This is a genomic window from Leptothrix mechoopdaensis (SeqCode), from assembly GCF_053893855.1.
This window is the reverse complement of sequence record NZ_CM132699.1, coordinates 4,013,137-4,031,721: the sequence shown is the minus strand read 5'-3', so window position 1 is coordinate 4,031,721 and position 18,585 is coordinate 4,013,137. Positions and strand designations below refer to the sequence as shown.

Annotated in this window: 15 protein-coding genes and 1 pseudogene; 9 read left to right on the top strand and 7 right to left on the bottom strand. The window is 70.5% G+C overall.

Annotated elements, in window-relative coordinates:
• Nucleotides 1–2: 2 nt before the first annotated feature.
• The 4 genes from ACWA7K_RS17450 to ACWA7K_RS17435 are packed head-to-tail and all read right to left on the bottom strand — an operon-like array spanning nt 3 to nt 4,155.
• Complete coding sequence (locus tag ACWA7K_RS17450) at nt 3–1,199, bottom strand: ABC transporter substrate-binding protein (RefSeq protein ID WP_456162667.1); 1,197 nt, start codon at nt 1,197–1,199, stop codon at nt 3–5.
• Between the two features lie 35 nt (nt 1,200–1,234).
• Nucleotides 1,235–2,047, bottom strand: a complete 813-nt coding sequence (locus ACWA7K_RS17445; RefSeq protein ID WP_456162666.1) for an alpha/beta fold hydrolase — start codon at nt 2,045–2,047, stop codon at nt 1,235–1,237.
• Nucleotides 2,044–3,639 carry a benzoate-CoA ligase family protein gene (locus ACWA7K_RS17440; RefSeq protein WP_456162665.1) on the bottom strand — a complete coding sequence of 532 codons (1,596 nt, stop codon included), beginning with the start codon at nt 3,637–3,639 and terminating at the stop codon, nt 2,044–2,046. Before ACWA7K_RS17440 ends, ACWA7K_RS17445 begins: the two co-directional genes overlap by 4 nt.
• 39 nt (nt 3,640–3,678) lie before the next feature.
• Nucleotides 3,679–4,155 carry a 4-hydroxylaminobenzoate lyase gene (locus ACWA7K_RS17435; RefSeq protein WP_456162664.1) on the bottom strand — a complete coding sequence of 159 codons (477 nt, stop codon included), beginning with the start codon at nt 4,153–4,155 and terminating at the stop codon, nt 3,679–3,681.
• 105 nt (nt 4,156–4,260) lie between these two features.
• On the opposite strand from ACWA7K_RS17435, the gene ACWA7K_RS17430 reads away from it, so the two are divergent.
• From ACWA7K_RS17430 to pcaF, 8 genes are all read left to right on the top strand, one after another.
• Nucleotides 4,261–5,217, top strand: coding sequence for a helix-turn-helix transcriptional regulator (locus ACWA7K_RS17430; RefSeq protein WP_456162663.1), 957 nt, complete (start codon nt 4,261–4,263; stop codon nt 5,215–5,217).
• Nucleotides 5,218–5,375: 158 nt separating this feature from the next.
• Nucleotides 5,376–7,055: a 2,3-epoxybenzoyl-CoA dihydrolase gene (gene boxC / locus ACWA7K_RS17425; protein WP_456162662.1), complete on the top strand. Its 1,680-nt coding sequence runs from the start codon at nt 5,376–5,378 to the stop codon at nt 7,053–7,055.
• A 51-nt stretch (nt 7,056–7,106) separates the two neighbouring features.
• Nucleotides 7,107–8,531 carry a benzoyl-CoA 2,3-epoxidase subunit BoxB gene (boxB, locus tag ACWA7K_RS17420; protein ID WP_456162661.1) on the top strand — a complete coding sequence of 475 codons (1,425 nt, stop codon included), beginning with the start codon at nt 7,107–7,109 and terminating at the stop codon, nt 8,529–8,531.
• 71 nt (nt 8,532–8,602) lie between these two features.
• Nucleotides 8,603–9,907: a benzoyl-CoA 2,3-epoxidase subunit BoxA gene (gene boxA, locus ACWA7K_RS17415; RefSeq protein WP_456162660.1), complete on the top strand. Its 1,305-nt coding sequence runs from the start codon at nt 8,603–8,605 to the stop codon at nt 9,905–9,907.
• Nucleotides 9,908–10,099: 192 nt separating this feature from the next.
• Entirely contained in the window at nt 10,100–10,909 is an 810-nt protein-coding gene (locus ACWA7K_RS17410) for an enoyl-CoA hydratase-related protein (protein WP_456162659.1), read from the top strand.
• Nucleotides 10,910–10,954: 45 nt separating this feature from the next.
• Nucleotides 10,955–12,499 (top strand): 3-hydroxyacyl-CoA dehydrogenase, encoded by a 1,545-nt coding sequence (locus tag ACWA7K_RS17405; RefSeq protein ID WP_456162658.1) that lies wholly within the window; start codon nt 10,955–10,957, stop codon nt 12,497–12,499.
• Nucleotides 12,496–12,951, top strand: coding sequence for a MaoC family dehydratase (locus ACWA7K_RS17400; RefSeq protein WP_456162657.1), 456 nt, complete (start codon nt 12,496–12,498; stop codon nt 12,949–12,951). Before ACWA7K_RS17405 ends, ACWA7K_RS17400 begins: the two co-directional genes overlap by 4 nt.
• A 27-nt stretch (nt 12,952–12,978) precedes the next feature.
• The gene (gene pcaF / locus ACWA7K_RS17395) at nt 12,979–14,181 is read left to right on the top strand and encodes a 3-oxoadipyl-CoA thiolase (RefSeq protein ID WP_456162656.1); all 1,203 of its coding nucleotides are present in this window, start codon (nt 12,979–12,981) and stop codon (nt 14,179–14,181) included.
• Between the two features lie 251 nt (nt 14,182–14,432).
• Here the strand turns inward: pcaF and ACWA7K_RS17390 are convergent, their stop codons facing one another.
• From ACWA7K_RS17390 to ACWA7K_RS17380, 3 genes and pseudogenes are all read right to left on the bottom strand, one after another.
• On the bottom strand, nt 14,433–15,536 hold the full coding sequence (locus ACWA7K_RS17390; protein WP_456162655.1) for an alkene reductase: 1,104 nt from the start codon (nt 15,534–15,536) through the stop codon (nt 14,433–14,435).
• Nucleotides 15,537–15,662: 126 nt separating this feature from the next.
• Nucleotides 15,663–16,970, bottom strand: coding sequence for a rhodanese-like domain-containing protein (locus ACWA7K_RS17385; protein ID WP_456168860.1), 1,308 nt, complete (start codon nt 16,968–16,970; stop codon nt 15,663–15,665).
• Nucleotides 16,971–17,105: 135 nt separating this feature from the next.
• Nucleotides 17,106–17,579, bottom strand: a pseudogene (locus ACWA7K_RS17380) (cysteine dioxygenase); the annotation flags it as partial.
• A gap of 267 nt (nt 17,580–17,846) precedes the next feature.
• Between ACWA7K_RS17380 and ACWA7K_RS17375 the strand changes: the two are divergent.
• Nucleotides 17,847–18,551: a hypothetical protein gene (locus ACWA7K_RS17375; RefSeq protein WP_456162654.1), complete on the top strand. Its 705-nt coding sequence runs from the start codon at nt 17,847–17,849 to the stop codon at nt 18,549–18,551.
• Nucleotides 18,552–18,585 lie beyond the last annotated feature (34 nt).

The following is an 18,585-nucleotide window of genomic DNA, read 5'->3' as shown; positions in this document are numbered from 1 at the left end:
CATCACATCCGGCAGCCGCGGGCCGGATCGGCGAGGGCCTTGGTGGCGATGCCGGCGGAGACGTTCTCCTTGCCCTTGACCTGACGCAGGTAGATGTCCTGCACCGGGTTGTGCGCGGCGCTCAGCGTGAAGGCGCCGCGCGGGCTGTCGATCTTCGCGGCGCGCAGCGCGGCGGCGAACTCGGCCTTCTTGGACACGTCGCCGCCGACCGCCTTCAGGCCGGTGGCCAGCATCTGCGCGGCGTCGTAGCCCTGCACGGCGTAGACGTCGGGCTGCAGCTTGAAGGTCAGCGCATAGGCCTTGCGGAAGGACTGGTCACGCGGGGTGCCCAGGCCGTCGGCGTAGTGCAGCGTGGTGTACAGGCCGTCGGCATCGGCGCCTTGCGCGTCCAGCGTGCCGTCGGTCAGGAAGCCGGCGCCGTACAGCGGGATGCTCTTCTTCAGGCCGGCCGCCGCGTAGTCCTTGACGAACTTGACCGCGCCGCCACCGGCGAAGAAGGTGTAGACGGCATCGGGCTTGAGCGCGGCGATCTCCGTCAGCAGGGCCTGGAACTCGACGTTCGGGAAGGGCAGGTTCAGCTCCTTGACGACCGTGCCGCCGGCCTTCTCGAAGCCTTCCTTGAAGCCGCGCACCGACTCGTCGCCGGCGGCGTATTTCCAGGTGATGGTGACGACCTTCTTGTGGCCCTTCTTGGCCACCACGTCGCCCATCGCATAGCCCGGCTGCCAGTTGCTGAAGCTGCTGCGGAAGATGTTCTGTGCGCACATCGGGCCGGTCACCGCGTCGGCCCCGGCGTTGGGCACGATCAGCAGCGTGCCGCTGTCCTTGGCGGCCTTGGCCATCGCCATCGCGACGCCCGAGTGGACCGTGCCGATCAGCACGTCGACGTTGTCGCGCTTGATCAGCTTGTTGACGTTGTCGGTGGCCTTGGCCGGATCGGACTCGTCGTCGACCTTGAAGAACTCGACCTCGCGGCCACCGAGCTTGCCGCCCTGTTCGCTCACGTGCAGCCGGAAGCCGTTCTCGATGGCCGTGCCGAGCGCGGCGAAGGTGCCGGTGTAGGGCAGCATCAGGCCGACCTTGAGCTTGGCGGTCTGCGCCTGCGCGGGCAGCGCGGCCAGGCCGACACAGAGGCTGGCACAGGCGCTCGCAGCAGCCAGCGCCAGCGCGCGACGGGTCATCGAATGGGTCGTGTTCATCGGTTGTCTCCTTCGTTCGTATCGGGGCGGGGGGTTCAGCGGCAGCGGGCCATGAAGGCCTGCACCGCCGCGATCAGGGTGTCGGGCTGGTCGCGTTGCGGGTCGTGGCCGCAGGCGGGCAGCTCCAGCAGTTCGGTCGGTGCGGTCGGCGTGGACGGCCGGGCCCGCGCGATGCCGCGGATCTGTTCGAGCGTGCCGTAGGGGTCGTCCAGCCCTTGCACCGCCAGCAGCGGGCAGGCGATGGCGGGCAGTTCGGACTCGATCGTCCAGGTCGGGAAATCGGGGTGCAGCCAGATGTCGTTCCAGCCCCGGAAGGCCGAGTCGACATCGTCGTGATGACGCGCCAGCCGGCTGCGCAGGTCGGTGGTCTCGTAGGCCACGCGGGCCTTGCGGATGCTGACGAGCCCGAACTCCTCGACGAGGATGTGCGGCGCCAGCACGACCGCACCGGCCACGCGCTGCGGATGGTGCGCGGCGTGCAGCAGCGAGATCGAGCCACCGTCGCTGTGGCCGAACAGCCAGACCGGGCGGGTGATGTCCAGCGCGTCCAGCAGCGCGGGCAGCACCTCGTCGGCCTGGCGGTGCATGAAGTCCAGACCCCAGCGTTCATCGGCCGCACGCGGCGTCGAACGGCCATACCCGGGGCGCGACCAGACCAGCCCGCGCGCGCCCACCGCATCACACAGCCGCTGCGGGAAGTCGCGCCACATCGAGCGCGAGCCCAGGCCTTCGTGCAGGAAGACGATCAGCGGCAGGTCATGGGCCACATTGGCCGCAGGCTGCAGGAACTCGTGCTCGATGCGGACGACCCGCTCGCGCCACGGGATCTCGACGAACGCGACGCTCACGAGCCGGCCCGTTCTTTCTCGCGCAGCTTGAAGCGCTGGATCTTGCCGGTGGCGGTCTTCGGCAGATCGGTGACGAACTCGATCGCGCGCGGGTACTTGTAGGGCGCGAGGCGGTCCTTGACGAAGGCCTTCAGCTCGGCCTCGTCGGCCTGCGCGCCGTTCTTGAGCACGACATAGGCCTTGGTCTTGGTCAGGCCGTCGGCGTCGTTGACGCCGATCACGGCGGCTTCCAGCACGGCCGGGTGCTGGACCAGCGTCGACTCGACCTCGAACGGCGAGACGTAGATGCCGCTGACCTTGAGCATGTCGTCGCTGCGGCCGGCGTAGGTGTAGGTGCCGTCGGCGTTGTGCACGTACTTGTCGCCCGACTGGGTCCATTCGCCCTGGAAGGTGGCGCGCGACTTGGCCCGGTTGCCCCAGTACATCAGCGCCGACGAGGGGCCGCGGATGTAGAGGTCGCCGGCCTCGCCGTCCGGCACCGCGCGGCCGTCTTCCGTGCGCAGCTCGATGTCGTAGCCCGGCACCGGCCAGCCGGTGGTGCCGTAGCGCACGTCGCCGGGGCGGTTGGACAGGTAGATGTGCAGCATCTCGGTCGAGCCGATGCCGTCGACGATGTCGCAGCCGAAGTGGGCCCGGAAGCGCTGGCCCAGCTCGGCCGGCAGGGCCTCGCCGGCCGACGAGCACATGCGCAGCGACACGTCCGAGCGGGCCGGCAGCTCGGGCGAGGCCAGCATCCCCGCGAAGCCGGTCGGCGCGCCGAAGAAGACGGTCGGCCGCACCGCGCCGGTCCAGCGCTTGAAGGTGGCCGCCGGGGTCGGCCGTTCGGCCATCAGGATGGTCGTGGCGCCCACGCTGAGCGGGAAGCTCAGCGCGTTGCCCAGGCCGTAGGCGAAGAACAGCTTGGCGGCCGAGAAACACACGTCGCGCTCGGTCAGGCCCAGCAGCGGCTTGCCGTACAGCTCGGCCGTCCAGTAGGGGTTGGCGTGGCTGTGCAGCGTGCCCTTGGGGCGGCCGGTCGAGCCCGACGAGTAGAGCCAGAAGCCCGGGTCGTCCGCGCCGGTGTCGGCCGCGCGGGCCAGCGGGGCGACGGCTTCGAGCGCGTCATCCAGGGCGATCTGGCCGGCGGCCAGCGCGCCGGTCGGGCGCGACACGAACACCTGGCGCACCTCGTGCCCACCGTCGGCCGCGCACTGCTCCAGCGCGCCCTGCACCACCGGCAGCAGCGCGGCGGATGCCAGCACCGCCTGCGCGCGGCTGTGGCGCAGCATGTAGGCGTAGTCGTCGGCGGTCAGCAGCGTGTTGACGGCCACCGGGACGATGCCGGCGTACATCGCGCCGAGGAAGCTGACGGGCCAGTCGCTGTTGTCGTGCATCAGCAGCAGCACCCGTTCCTCGCGCCGCACGCCGGCGGCCAGCAAGGCGGCGGCGGTGCGGGCGATGCGCTCGGCCAGCGCGCCGTAGCTCAGCGAGCCGTGGTCGTCGATGTAGGCGGTCTTGTCGGCGCGGCCGGCGTTGGTCGCGATCAGGTGGGCGGCGAAGTTGAAGCGCTCGGGCGGCGGCTCGACCGCCGGGGTCGTCGGGTGGATGCTCATGTCGTGTCTCCTGCGGGTCGGTGTTCGGTGTGACCTGATTCAGCGCGTGAACTCGATGCTGCCTTCGGGCAGCAGGTACAGCACCAGCGCCCGGCCACCGCTGACGGTCGGTCGGTGGGCGCTGCCGGGCGGGCAGACCAGCCAGCCGGCCGGGCGGCCGTCGAAGCGGGCCTCGGGGTCGATCGGCAGGATCAGGTCGATCTCGCCGTTCGGGTGGACGTGGTGCGGTCCGGCGATGTCGGTCATGTCGACCACGTCGACCGAGAAGCGCGCCAGCGCGTCATCGGGCTTGAAGACGCGGCCGTAGCGGATGCCACCGCCCTCGCGCTGGCACAGCCAGCCTTCGGCGGCGCCCTGGCGGCACAGCGCGTCCAGGCGGGCAAAGGTGGCGCTGCCGGCGCCGTGGCGGGCGTTGAGCCAGTCGTCCAGCGCCGCATCGGGCGTGCGGCCGGCCAGCTCGGCGGCGATCTCGGTGGCGACGGCGGCGATCTCGTGGCGGAAGGCTTCGAGGGTCACGGGGCAACTCCAGCAGTCTCGGAAGACTCGTTTGACGCCCCGGCTTGCGGGTCCAGGGCGGATGAATTATTGTGCGTGTCGGCACCTTAGGCCCGCCTCCTACCCATGTCAAGCACTATATTGCATGCTCCCGGGATAACCCCGATGCCCTCGCCGGACGACGCCCCCGGCGAGGAAAAGAACCCCTTCCTGGTCGCGCTGGGCGAGCGGGTGCGCTCGCTGCGGGCCCGCCGGGGCATGACGCGCAAGGCCGTCGCGACGGCGGCGGACGTGTCCGAGCGCCATCTCGCCAACCTGGAATACGGCACCGGCAATGCCTCGATCCTGGTGCTGCTGCAGGTGGCCAGCGCGCTGCAGTGCTCGCTGGCCGAGCTGATCGGCGACGTCACCGCGTCGAGCCCCGAATGGCTGCTGATCCGCGAGCTGCTGCAGGACCGCGACGAGGCCACGCTGCGGCGCGCCCGCGAGGCCATCGGCCAGATGCTGGGCACCGGCGGCAGCAACGGCCAGGTCGGCGGCAGCGCCGTGGCGCGCAGCCCGCGCGTCGCGCTGGTGGGGCTGCGCGGCGCCGGCAAGTCGACGCTGGGCCAGATGCTGGCCGACGACCTGGGCTTCCCGTTCGTCGAGCTGAGCCGCGAGATCGAGAAGTTCGCCGGCTGCAGCATCAGCGAGATCCAGGCGCTCTACGGCCAGAACGCCTACCGCCGCTACGAGCGCCGCGCGCTCGAGGAGGCGATCCAGATCTACCCCGAGGCCATCATCGCCACGCCCGGCGGACTGGTGTCGGACCCGGCCACCTTCAACCTGCTGCTGGCCCACTGCACCACCGTCTGGCTGCAGGCCGACGCCGAGGACCACATGGGCCGCGTGCAGGCCCAGGGCGACCTGCGGCCGATGGCGGCCAGCCGCGAGGCGATGGATGACCTTCGTCGCATCCTGGCCGGGCGGGCGGCGTTCTACTCGAAGGCCGAGTTCCACCTCAACACCAGCGACCGACCGCTGCAACCCACCTTCGAGGCGCTGCGTTCGCTGGTCCGGCAGGCGCTGCAGATGCCGGAGTGAGGTCGGACGGCGCGGCTGAAACGTCAGTGCAAACCCGGGCTCGGCGCCAAACATGCACAAAAGTGCTTGACGCTCACGTCAGATGCAGCAAAATGCACATCATGCCATCCAGCGTCGTTGCAACATCGTGCAGGGCGCTTCCCACCCAGGAGATACCCATGAGCACCGAGACCAGCACCCCCGTCGCCGCCCCCCGTGTCGACTACCAGACCCACCCGAGCCAATACCGCCACTGGAAGCTGAGCTTCGAGGGCCCCGTCGCCACGCTGGCGGCCGACTTCGACGAGAACGCCGGTCTGCGTCCGGGCTACAAGCTCAAGCTCAACAGCTATGACCTGGGCGTGGACATCGAGCTGAACGACGCGATCAACCGCATCCGCTTCGAGCATCCGGAAGTCCGCACGGTGGTCGTCACCAGCGCCAAGGAGAAGGTGTTCTGCTCCGGCGCCAACATCTTCATGCTGGGTGTCTCCAGCCACGCCTGGAAGGTGAACTTCTGCAAGTTCACCAACGAGACCCGCAACGGCCTGGAAGACTCGTCGGCCCACAGCGGCCTGAAGTTCCTGGCCGCCGTCAACGGCGCCTGCGCCGGCGGTGGCTACGAGCTGGCCCTGGCCTGCGACGAGATCATCCTGGTCGACGACCGCAGCAGCGCCGTCAGCCTGCCCGAGGTGCCGCTGCTGGGCGTGCTGCCGGGCACCGGCGGCCTGACCCGCGTGACCGACAAGCGCAAGGTTCGCCACGACCTGGCCGACATCTTCTGCACCACGACCGAAGGCGTGCGTGGCCAGAAGGCCAAGGACTGGCGCCTGGTCGACGACATCGCCAAGCCGGCCCAGTTCGCGGCCAAGGTGCAGGAACGTGCGCTGGAACTGGCCGCGCAGAGCGACCGTCCGGCCAACGGCCGTGGCGTGGCGCTGCCGCCGGTCGACCGCACGATCGAGGCCGATGCGCTGCGCTACCCCTTCGTCACCGTCGAGATCGACCGCGCCAAGCGCACGGCGACCTTCACCGTGAAGGGCCCGCAGGGCGCGCAGCCGAGCGACGTCGCCGGCATCGAGGCGGCCGGCTCGGCCTGGTATCCGCTGCAGATGGCGCGTGAGCTGGAGGACGCGATCCTGTCGATGCGCACCAACGAGCTCGACATCGGCACGTGGCTGATCAAGACCGCCGGCGACAGCGCCGCGCTGGTCGCCACCGACGCCGTGCTGGAAGCCCACGCCGACCACTGGCTGGTGCGCGAGACGCTGGGCCTGCTGCGCCGCACCTTCAGCCGTCTGGACGTCAGCTCGCGCAGCCTGTTCGCGCTGATCGAGCCGGGATCGTGCTTCGCCGGCCCGCTGCTGGAACTGGCCCTGGCCTGCGACCGCAGCTACCACCTGGCCCTGCCGGACGACGAGGCCAACGCGCCGCGCATCACCGTCACCGCCAGCAACTTCGGCCGCTACCCGATGGCCACCGGCCAGAGCCGCCTGGCCCGCCGCTTCTACGACGAGGCCGCCCCGATGGCCGCCGTGCGCGCCGCGATCGGCCAGCCGCTCGATGCCGACGCCGCCTTCGCGCTCGGCCTGGTCACCAGCAACCCCGATGACATCGACTGGTCCGACGAGACCCGCATCGCCATCGAGGAACGCGTGGCGATGTCGCCCGATGCGCTGACCGGCATGGAAGCGAACCTGCGCTTCAACGGCCCCGAGAACATGTTCACCCGCGTCTTCGGCCGCCTGACCGCCTGGCAGAACTGGATCTTCCAGCGCCCCAACGCCGTCGGCGAAAAGGGCGCCCTGAAGGTCTACGGCAAGGGCGACAAGGCCGCCTTCGACTGGAACCGCGTCTGACCCCCCACCTCGGTCTCAACGGACAACACTGAACCCCTGACGGAGAACTTCATGACCATCGACTACAGCGAGAAGATCCCGAACAACGTGAACCTGGCCGAGGACCGCACGCTCAAGCGCGCGCTCGAACAGTGGCAGCCCAACTTCCTGAGCTGGTGGGACGACATGGGCCCGGACGGCTCGCAGAACTTCGACGTCTACCTGCGCACCGCCGTCAGCGTCGACCCGCAGGGCTGGGCCCAGTTCGGCCACGTCAAGATGCCCGACTACCGCTGGGGCATCTTCCTGAACCCGGCCGAGAAGGACCGCAAGATCCACTTCGGCGACCACAAGGGCGAGGACGCCTGGCAGGACGTCCCCGGCGAGTACCGCGCCAACCTGCGCCGCATCATCGTGACCCAGGGCGACACCGAGCCGGCATCGGTCGAGCAGCAGCGCCACCTCGGCCTGACCGCGCCGAGCCAGTACGACCTGCGCAACCTGTTCCAGGTCAACGTCGAGGAAGGCCGTCACCTGTGGGCGATGGTCTACCTGCTGCACAAGTACTTCGGCCGTGACGGCCGCGAGGAAGGCGAGGCGCTGCTCGAACGCCGTTCGGGCCAGACCGACAACCCGCGCATCCTGGAGGCGTTCAACGAGCCGACGCCCGACTGGCTGTCGTTCTTCATGTTCACGTACTTCACCGATCGCGACGGCAAGTTCCAGCTGTGCGCGCTGGCCGAGTCGAGCTTCGACCCGCTGGCCCGCACGACCAAGTTCATGCTGACCGAAGAGGCGCACCACATGTTCGTGGGCGAGTCGGGCGTGTCGCGGGTCATCAACCGCACCTGCCAGGCGATGAACGAGCTGAAGACCGACGACCCGCAGAAGCTGCGCGCCGCCGGCGTGATCGACCTGCCGACGATCCAGCGCTACCTGAACTTCCACTTCTCGGTGACGATCGACCTGTTCGGCGCGGACGAGTCCAGCAATGCCGCGACCTTCTACTCGACCGGCCTGAAGGGTCGCTACGAGGAAGGCAAGCGCATGGACGACCACCAGCTGCGCGGCCAGACCTACCGCGTGCTGGCGGTCCAGAACGGCCAGCTGGTCGAGCGCGAGGTGCCGATGCTCAACGCCCTCAACGAGGTGCTGCGCGACGACTACATCAAGGACTCGATCGCCGGTGTCGAACGCTGGAACAAGGTCATCGAGAAGGCCGGCATCCCGTTCCGCCTGACCACGCCGCACAAGGCCTTCCACCGCAACATCGGCGCGCTCAAGGGCGTCAAGGTGAGCCCGGAAGGCCGCGTGGTGAGCGAGGCCGAATGGGCGTCGAAGTTCAACGACTGGCTGCCCAGCGCCGAAGACCGCGCCTACGTCGCCAGCCTGATGGGCCGCGTCGTCGAGCCGGGCAAGTTCGCGAACTGGATTGCCCCGCCGGTCATGGGCATCAACCGCCAGCCGGTGGACTTCGAGTACATCCGGTTTGCCTGATCGACCCTGAGCGACCCAGCGCCCCTCGACCACGAGGGGCGCGATGAACAAGGCAAGAACGAGACAAGGCCATGGACATGAGCGACGCCGCCGTCATCAAGCAGCACCTGATCGATCCCGAGATCTGCATCCGCTGCAACACCTGCGAAGCGATCTGCCCGGTCGGGGCGATCACGCACGACTCGCGCAACTACGTGGTCGACGCCGGCAAGTGCAACCTGTGCATGGACTGCATCTCGCCTTGCCCGACCGGCTCGATCGACAACTGGCGCACGATGCCGCGCGTGCGCGCCTGGACGATCGAGGACCAGCTCGGCTGGGACGTGCTGCCCGCCGAGCTGTCGGCCGACGAGCTGGCCGAGGCCGGCGTGGCCGCCGATGCGCCCGCAGCGGTCGAGCCGGTCATGCCGTCGCTGCCCGCCGCCGCCAGCGGCGAGACCGCCTTCAACAGCGCGCAGTACGGCGCGACGCTGCCGCCCTGGTCCGCCGCGCACGCCTACACCAACCTCTACGGCCCCAAGGCCGCCGAGAAGACCATCACCGCGACGGTGACCGGCAACGTCCGCGTCACCGAGGTCGGCCGCACGGCCGGCAGCGACTACGACACCCACCACATCGTGCTGGACTTCGGCGCGATGCCGTTCCCGGTGCTGGAAGGCCAGTCGATCGGCATCATCCCGCCCGGCACCGATGCCCAGGGCCGGCCGCATCACGCCCGCCAGTACTCGATCGCCAGCCCCCGCAACGGCGAGCGGCCCGGCTACAACAACCTGTCGCTGACCATCAAGCGCGTGCTGGAAGACCACCAGGGCAAGCCCGTGCGCGGCGTCGGCAGCAACTACATGTGCGACCTGCAGGTCGGCGACAAGGTGCAGGTGATCGGCCCGTTCGGCGCCAGCTTCCTGATGCCCAACCACCCGCGCAGCCACATCGTGATGATCTGCACCGGCACCGGCAGCGCGCCGATGCGGGCGATGACCGAATGGCGTCGGCGCCTGCGCCAGTCCGGCAAGTTCGAGGGCGGCAAGCTGATGCTGTTCTTCGGTGCCCGCACGAAGGAGGAACTGCCCTACTTCGGCCCGCTGCAGAACCTGCCGAAGGACTTCATCGACATCGAGTTCTGCTTCAGCCGCATGAACGTGGGCCACAACGGCCAGCCCAAGCGCTACGTGCAGGACGCCCTGCGCGAACGTGCCGCCGACCTGCTGCCGCTGCTGACCGATCCGAACGCGTGTTTCTACGTCTGCGGCCTGAAGGCGATGGAAGAGGGCGTCGTGCTGGCGCTGCGCGACATCGTGCAGAAGGCCGGCCTGGACTGGGACACCGTCGGCGCCGCGATGAAGCGCGAAGGCCGCCTGCACCTGGAAACCTACTGAGGCCTGCGAGGCTGTCCGCATGCCCCGAACGCCCCGGCCCGTCCGGGGCGTTGCACATCCGGCCGTGCGTTGCCGTCGCTTGACATGCGGCAAACTCCGGATTGATTAACCGACCGGTCGGTCAAAAATAAGCCGACTGCCGTCACCTCTGCTGTCACCCCCGCCTTCCCTGCACCCCGACGAGGCCCCGCGATGTCCGACCCGACCCCCAGCTACCAGACCCTGAAGCTGAGCCAGCGCCAGAGCGGCGTGGCGCAGGTGACCATGTCGCGCGAGGCCGTCTTCAACGCCTTCGACGAGACCATGATCGGCGAGCTGTCCACCGCCTTCGCCGCGCTGGAAGCCGACCCCGCCGTGCGCGTGATCGTGCTGGCCGGTGCCGGCAAGCACTTCAGCGCCGGTGCCGACCTGCAGTGGATGCAGCGCGCCAGCCAGGCCACGCCGGAGTGGAACCTGCAGGACTCGCGCCGCTTCGCCGGTGTCTACGCGCAGATCGAGCGCTGCAGCAAGCCGGTGGTCGCGCGCATCCAGGGCGCGGCACTCGGCGGCGGCGTCGGGCTGGCCTGCGCCTGCGACGTCGCCATCGCGGCGGACAACGCGAGCTTCTCGGTCAGCGAGGCCAAGTTCGGCATCCTGCCCTCGGTCATCGGCCCCTACGTGACCAATGCGGTGGGCAAGCGCCACGCCCGACGTCTGGCGCTGACGACCACCCGCATCGGCGCCGACGAGGCCCTGCGCATCGGCCTGGTCCATCAGGTGACGACGCTCGACGGCCTGGACGCGGCGGTCGACGCCACCGTCAAGGACCTGCTGGCCGGCGGCCCCAACGCGCAGCGCGAGATCAAGGCGCTGTTCGCGCAACTGTCGGTCGGCCCGATCACCGACGACGTGCGCGAGCTGACCGCCCAGACCATCACCCGCGTGCGCGGCAGCGACGAGGCGAAGGAAGGTTTTGCCGCCTTCCTCGCCAAGCGCCCGGCGGCGTGGATCCCGCAAGACTGATCCGGGCGCCTGACCCTTCCAGACGCCCCCACACCGGAGCCGCACATGACGACCACCACCCCCACGATCGACCTGCGCGGCGCGCCGCTGCTGGTCGTCGGCGCCGGCATCATGGGCGCCGGCATCGCCCAGATCGCCGCCCAGGCCGGCCATGCCGTCTGGCTGCACGACGCCCGTGCCGGCGCGGCGGCCGAGGCCAAGTCCAAGCTGGCCGCGAGCCTGGAAGCCCTGGTCGCCAAGGGCAAGCTGGGCGCCGACGCGGTCGCGCAGGCGCTCGCGCGCATCACCCCGATCGAGGCCCTGGCCGACGCGGCCGGCGCGACGCTGGTGGTCGAGGCGATCGTCGAGAAGCTCGACGCCAAGCGCGCGCTGTTCCAGCAGCTCGAAGCCCTGCTGGGCGATGCGGCGGTGCTGGCCACCAACACCTCGTCGATCTCGGTCACCGCCATCGCCAACGGCATGAAGAAGCCCGAGCGCCTGGTCGGCATGCACTTCTTCAACCCGGTGCCGCTGATGAAGCTGGTCGAGGTCGTCTCGGGCCTGCACACCGATGCGGCCGTTGCCGAGGCCATCTTTGCGCTCAGCCAACACTGGGGCAAGACGCCGGTGCACGCACGTTCGACGCCCGGCTTCATCGTCAACCGCATCGCCCGGCCCTACTACGCCGAGACGCTGGCGCTGCTGCACGAACGCGCGTCGACGCCCGCCGTGCTGGACGCCTGCCTGCGCGCGGTCGGCTTCCGCATGGGCCCGTGCGAGCTGATGGACCTGATCGGCCACGACACCAACTTCTCGGTCACGCAGTCGGTCTACGAGGCCAACTTCTACGACAAGCGCTACCAGCCCTCGGGCGTGCAGCGCGAGCTGGTCGACGGCGGCCTGCTGGGCCGCAAGAGCGGACGCGGCTTCTACGACCACCGCCCCGGCGCGGCCAACCCCGCGCTGCCGCCGTTCGAGAGCGCCGCCGTGCCGGTCGGCGGCCTGCTGCGCGTGATGGGCCACGGCCCGGTGGCCGACCGCCTGGTCGCGGCGCTGACGCAGCTCGGCCGCGTCTTCCAGCGCAAGGAACGCAGCGACTGGGTCGGCCTGGACATCGACGACGCGCAGCTGCGCCTGACCGACGGCCGCTGCGCCAGCGAGATCGGCGTCAACGTGGCGGTGTTCGACCTGCCGATGACGCCGGCCCACGCCGAGCCCGGCCAGCCGCTGGCCTGGGCGCTGTCGGGCCGTGCATCCGACGCCTGGGCCGAGACGGCACCGCGCTGGCTGATGGCGCTGGGCTTCCACCCGCAGCGCGTGGCCGACACGCCCGGCCTGGTCGTCGCCCGCACGCTGGCCATGCTGATCAACGAGGCGGCCGATGCCGTGCAGCAGGGCGTCTGCACGCCCGAAGGTGCCGATGCCGCGATGAAGCTGGGCGTCAACTACCCGGCCGGCCCGTTCGAGTGGCTGGCCCGCTGGGACGCCGCCTCGGTCGTGCGCCTGATCGAGGGCCTGGACGCCGGCTATCGCGGCGAGCGCTACCGCGTCAGCCCGTGGCTGCGCCAGCAGGCCTGGCAGGCCGCGCCGCGCCTGGAGGGCCAGCCATGAAGTTCGCCGAGTTCCACGCCGGCCAGGTCCTCGAAGCCGGCCCCTGGTCCGTCACGCAGGACGAGGTGCTCGCCTTCGCGACGCAATGGGATCCGCAGTGGTTCCACACCCAGCCCGAGGCCGCTGCCAGCGGCCCGTTCAACGGCCTGATCGCCAGCGGCTGGCACACCTGCGGCATCGCGATGCGGCTGGCGGCGGACGCCTTCCTGAAGGGCTCCGAATCGTTCGCGTCACCCGGCCTCGACAAGATCCGCTGGCCCGCGCCGGTCCGCCCCGGCGACACGCTGCGGCTGCGCTGCACCGTCCAGGACGTGCGCCGCTCGCGCAGCCAGCCGCAGCTGGGGATCCTGACCTGGCGCTGGCAGCTGTTCAACCAGAACGACGCCGAGGTGCTGAGCATCGACGCGACCAGCCTGTTCGACACGGTGCGCAACGCCAACCCACCGGTCTGAATCCAACCTCCTTCGTCCCCGAACACCATGACCCACGCCTACATCTGCGACGCCATCCGCACCCCCTTCGGCCGCTACGGCGGTGCCCTGTCATCGGTGCGTGCCGACGACCTGGGCGCGATCCCGCTCAAGGCCCTGATGGACCGCAACCCGCAGGTCGACTGGGCGGCGGTGGTCGACGTGCTGTACGGCTGCGCCAATCAGGCCGGCGAGGACAACCGCAACGTCGCCCGCATGAGCGCGCTGCTGGCCGGCCTGCCGATGGACGTGCCCGGCGCGACGATCAACCGCCTGTGCGGCTCCGGCATGGACGCGATCGGGTCGGCCGCCCGCGCGATTAAGTCGGGCGAAGCGGGTCTGATGATTGCCGGCGGCGTCGAGAGCATGAGCCGCGCGCCCTTCGTCATGCCCAAGGCTGAATCGGCCTTCTCGCGTGCGAACGCCGTGTACGACACGACGATCGGCTGGCGCTTCGTCAACAAGCTGATGAAGGCCCAGTACGGCGTCGACTCGATGCCCGAGACGGCCGAGAACGTCGCCACCGACTTCGGCATCGAGCGCGAGGCGCAGGACCGCATGGCGCTGGCCTCGCAGCAGAAGGCCGTGGCGGCGCAGAAGGCCGGTGTCTTCGATGCCGAGATCGTGCCGGTGACGATCCCGCAGAAGAAGGGCGATGCGGTGGTCGTCAGCAAGGACGAACACCCGCGCGAGACGAGTCTTGAGGCACTCGCCAAGCTCAAGGGCGTGGTCCGCCCCGATGGCACCGTGACGGCCGGCAACGCCAGTGGCGTCAACGACGGCGCCTGTGCCTTGCTGCTCGCTGATGAGGCCCACGCCGCGCGCTACAGCCTGACGCCACGCGCCCGTGTGGTCGGCATGGCGACGGCCGGCTTGGCCCCGCGCATCATGGGTTACGGCCCGGCACCGGCGACGCTGAAGGTGCTGGCGCAGACGGGGCTGAGGCTCGATCAGATCGATGTCATCGAGCTGAACGAGGCCTTCGCCGCGCAGGGCCTGGCGGTGCTGCGCGGGCTCGGGCTGGCCGATGACGATGCGCGCGTGAACCCGAATGGCGGCGCCATCGCGCTGGGACATCCGCTGGGCGCGAGTGGTGCGCGGCTGGTGACGACGGCCGTCAACCAGCTGCACCGCACCGGTGGGCGGTATGCGCTGTGCACGATGTGCATCGGCGTCGGGCAGGGGATTGCGGTGATCGTCGAGCGGGTGTGAGCGCGGCGGGGGGTGGGTGCGGTGTGGTGGGATACCCCTCACCCTTGATCCCTCTCCCGCAAGGGGAGAGGGAGTCTTGCCACGTGTTGATCGGTGTTGTTGGCGGTGGCTCATTCAATGAGCCAGTGACTCCGCTGCGATGCCTCGTCAACGCGACACCCTTCCAACCGAGTCCTCCCTCTCCCCTTGCGGGAGAGGGACCGAGGGTGAGGGGTCTCTCCGCCCGACGCGCCAGCCCCCCCCCAACCCACTCACCCCATCACCGGATAGTCCACATACCCCTTCGCCCCACCCCCATAGAACGTGCTCCGATCCGGTTCGTTCAGCGGGGCGTTCTCGCGCAGGCGGCGGACCAGGTCGGGGTTGGCGATGAAGGGCTTGCCGAAGGCCACCAGGTCCGCGCCGTTGGCCAGGGCCTGTTCGGCCAGCTCGCGGGTGTAGCCGTTGTTGACCATCCACCGGCCCTGCCCACCGGCGGCGCGGTAGACGGCGCGGGCGGCGGTGTAGTCGAAGGGGCGGTCGGGCAGGTCACGCGCACCGCCCGTGGCGCCTTCGATCACGTGAACGTAGGCCAGGCCCAGGGGCCCCAGCTCGCGCAGCACATGCTCGAACAGCGGTTGCGGGTCGGCGTCGACCACGTCGTTGGCGGGTGTCACCGGTGACAGGCGGATGCCGACCCGGTCGCCGCCGATGGCCTCGACCACGGTGCGGGTGACCTCCAGCAGCAGGCGGGCGCGGTTCTCGATCGAGCCGCCGTAGGCGTCGTCGCGGTGGTTGCTGCCGGTCTTCAGGAACTGGTCGATCAGGTAGCCGTTGGCGGCGTGGATCTCGACGCCGTCGAAGCCGGCCTCGTGGACAGCCGCATGCGCCGCACGGCGGTAGTCGTCGACGATGCCGGGCAACTCGTCCAGCCGCAGCGCACGCGGCTCGGAGGTGTTGACGAAGGTCGGCACGCCGTCCTGGATCAGCACCGTCTTGGTCTTGGCGGCAATGGCCGACGGTGCGACCGGCGCACCGCCGCCGGGCTGCAGGTCGACATGCGAGACGCGGCCGACGTGCCACAGCTGCGTGACGATGCGCCCGCCCGCCGCATGGACGGCATCCGTGATGCGGCGCCAGCCGGCCAGCTGGTCGGCGCCGTAGAGGCCCGGCACGTCCGCGTAGCCCTGGCCCTGGTGCGAGATCGCGGTGGCCTCGGTGATGATCAGACCGGCACTGGCGCGCTGCGTGTAGTACGTGACGCCCAGTTCGCCGGGCACGGCGCGCGGCGAGCGGTTGCGTGTCAGCGGTGCCATCACGATGCGGTTGGACAGTTGCAGCGCACCGGCGCTGACGGGTTCGAACAGGTTGCTCATGCGGGGCCACTCGGAAATGAAGCGGGTCGACAGGAAGGTCGACCCGAAGCGTTCATGCTGCCACGCAGCGCGATGACGACGGCTGCGGCAAGGCCTTGCGGATGGCGCTAACGCAGGCGCGCCGCCTCAAGCCGGCTTCAACACCTTGAACCCGTGCGTGCCGTCGCGCGCCAGTTGTGCGACCAGGCCGAACTCCCAGTCAAGGTAGGCCTGCATGGCGGCCTGCGGGTTGTCGGTGCCCTCGTAAGGGCGGCGGTAGCGGTTGGCGGCGGGCAGGGGCAGGCGTTCGGTGACGGGGGGCTGCAGGGGGCTGGGTTGCCAGGGGCCGGTGGCCACGGCGGCATCCGGGGCGACCTCGGCGAGCCAGGCGACCTGCCAGCCCATCTGGGCCAGCCAGTGCGCGGTCATGGCCGAGCGGATGCCGATGTGGTCGCCAGACTCGCCCGGCCCACCGATGTCCGTCAACACGATGCGCGCGCCCCGCACAGCCGCGTAGACATCGGTCTCCTGGACCAGTTGCCCGCCCGGCGCGTGGCCGAAGCCGGCGAGGTGGCCGGCGGCGTATTCGGCCGGTGTGCGCACGTCCCACAGGTAGACCGTGCGGCCGCCCGCCTCGTTCGCGCCCTGCAGCCATGCGGCCAGACCGGCTGCATCCAGCCGGACCGCGCCGGCGCGTTCGGCCAGCGACTGGGCCGATGCCCGAGCCGCTGCACGGCTGGCCGGCGTCACCGCATCCGGATGGCGGCGTGACTGGCCGCGTTCGAGCGCATGGCCGGCCAGCGTCCAGCCGATCGTGCCGTTGCGCAGCGCGGCGACCGGGTTGGGGATGCCGGCGTTGACCAGCGACTGCGCGCCGATCAGGCTGCGGGTGCGGCCGGCGCAGTTGACGATCACGCGGGTCGACGGGTCCGGCGCCAGCTCGCGCACGCGCAGCACCAGTTCGGCGCCGGGCACGCTGATGCCGCCGGGGATGTTCATGGTCTGGTACTCGTCCCAGCGGCGCGCGTCGAGCACGACGACATCGGCCTGCGCATCGAGCAGCGCCTTGACCTCATCGGCCGGCAGCGATGGCGTGCCGGCCTCGTGTTCGACCAGCTCGCCGAAGGCCTTGCTGGGCACGTTGACGTCGCGAAAGAGTTCACCGCCGCCGTCGCGCCAGCCGGCCAGGTCGCCGGCCAGCCGGAACACCGCCGTCCAGCCGAGTTGCTGCAGTCGCCGTGCCGCCGCATCGGCCCGGCCTTCGCCATCGTCGTACACGACCACCGGGACGTCGCGGCGCGGCAATCGCCACGGCGCGTCGGCGTCGATGCGGTCGGGCGACATCTGCACCGCGAACAGCGGGTGGGCCTGCGCGAACGGGTCCTCGTCGCGCACGTCGACCAGCGCGATCTCGCGGCGCTCGCGCAGCGCGGTGCGCACGGCCTCGGCGCTCATGCGGGGCAGCTCGGTCGACGCCGTCAAGGGCGCCGGCCCGGTCCACAGGTTGGGCAGCCACGCGTTGGCGTAGCCCGAGAGGAAGGGCTTGCGCGTGCCGTCCTCGGCGTAGACGCCACGCTGCACCGTGCCGATGTTGGCGCCGTAGACGTGGATGCTGATCGACACGCGGTCGTCCAGCGCATTGGCGACGCGGTGGATGTCGCCCAGCGTCGGCGACACCGCCTCGACCTGGCCGGGCCGCAGCGTCACCGGCTCGCCTTGCGGATGCAGCCGGCCGTCGGCGCTGCGGGCCCAGGCCTGCGAGGTCTCGGCGCCGCGCAGCAGGCCGATCAGGCCCCAGACGGTGTGGTCGTGGATCGGCGTGGCCTGGCCCGGGCCCCAGACGAAGCTGACGACCGAGTAGCGCCCGAGCGGGTCGGCATGCAGCAGGTACTGGCGATAGAACTGCGGATGCGGCTCGGCCAGCTCGGCCGGCAGCCAGTCGTCGCGGCCGACCAGCCGGGCCAGCGCCTCGCGCACCGGCGGCAGCAGGCGGGCCTCGTCGGCGGTCTGTTCGACCAGGCGGGTGACGGTGGTGACGAAGTCGCGCAGCGGGGCCAGGGTCATGGGGTCTCCAGGTCGATCGGAAGAGCCGCGAGCTTAGTGCGATGCCGCGTGCCGCGACGCCCGCGTGATGGAAGTCGCAGGCCGGCGGCACTCGTCTGCCGGGGATGCGAGTCTTGCCATTTTTCGCATCTCCGGTTCATCGTCGCCGAAGGTGGGCGCTCCTACACTGCCGCCCTTCCTACGCCAGCCCGTCGCGATCCCGATGCCGATGTCCACCCGTTCCCCTGCCGCCGACCGCATGTCGGCGCCGAGCCGAGCGGGGCGCGGATGAGCCTGGCCGACGTCTGCCGCAGCTGCCAGCTGGTGCGCCGCCACCACGGTCGTCGCGCGGCGCTGCGCCACCTGGCGCACCACCTGATCAACCGCGTCGTGCGGGTCGAGCGCCTGCACCTGAAATGGCTGCCGCGCGAGCGCCTCAAGCCGCAGGACACCGATGCCGCCCGGCGCGGCGCCGCCCGGCTGGCCGATGCCGACGACCTGGCCCGGATGCAGGCCGATCCGGCCTGGGACCTGTCGCCCGAGCAGATGGCGCTGGCGGCCCGGGGCGACCGCTGCATGCTGAGCCTGCTCGACGGCCAGCCGATGGGCTACCTGTGGGTCCACGAACACGGCGAGGTCGAGCTGCTGCCCGGCCTGGTGCTGCGCGTGCCCGATCACCTGCTGTATGTCTACGCCGGCCTGACGCTGCCCGAGGGCCGCGGCCACGGCCTGCAGTCGCTGCGCCATGCGGCGGTGCTGGCGCAGCCGGAATGGGCCGACCGCACCGGCCTGCTGAGCTACGTGCGCAGCATCAACTTCTCGTCGCGTCGCGGCCAGCGCCGCAGCGGCTTCCGCCGCATCGGCTCGATCTGGGTCTTCGGGCTGCGCGGCGGCCGGCTGCATTGCTGGTTCTCGCCGAGCCTGCGCCGCGCCGGTCTGGCGCAGGTCAAGAACCGCGACCGCGACGGCGCGGGACATGCGCCGGCCGCATGAACTGACGCAAGACGCTTCGGCCCTTCCATCCTCG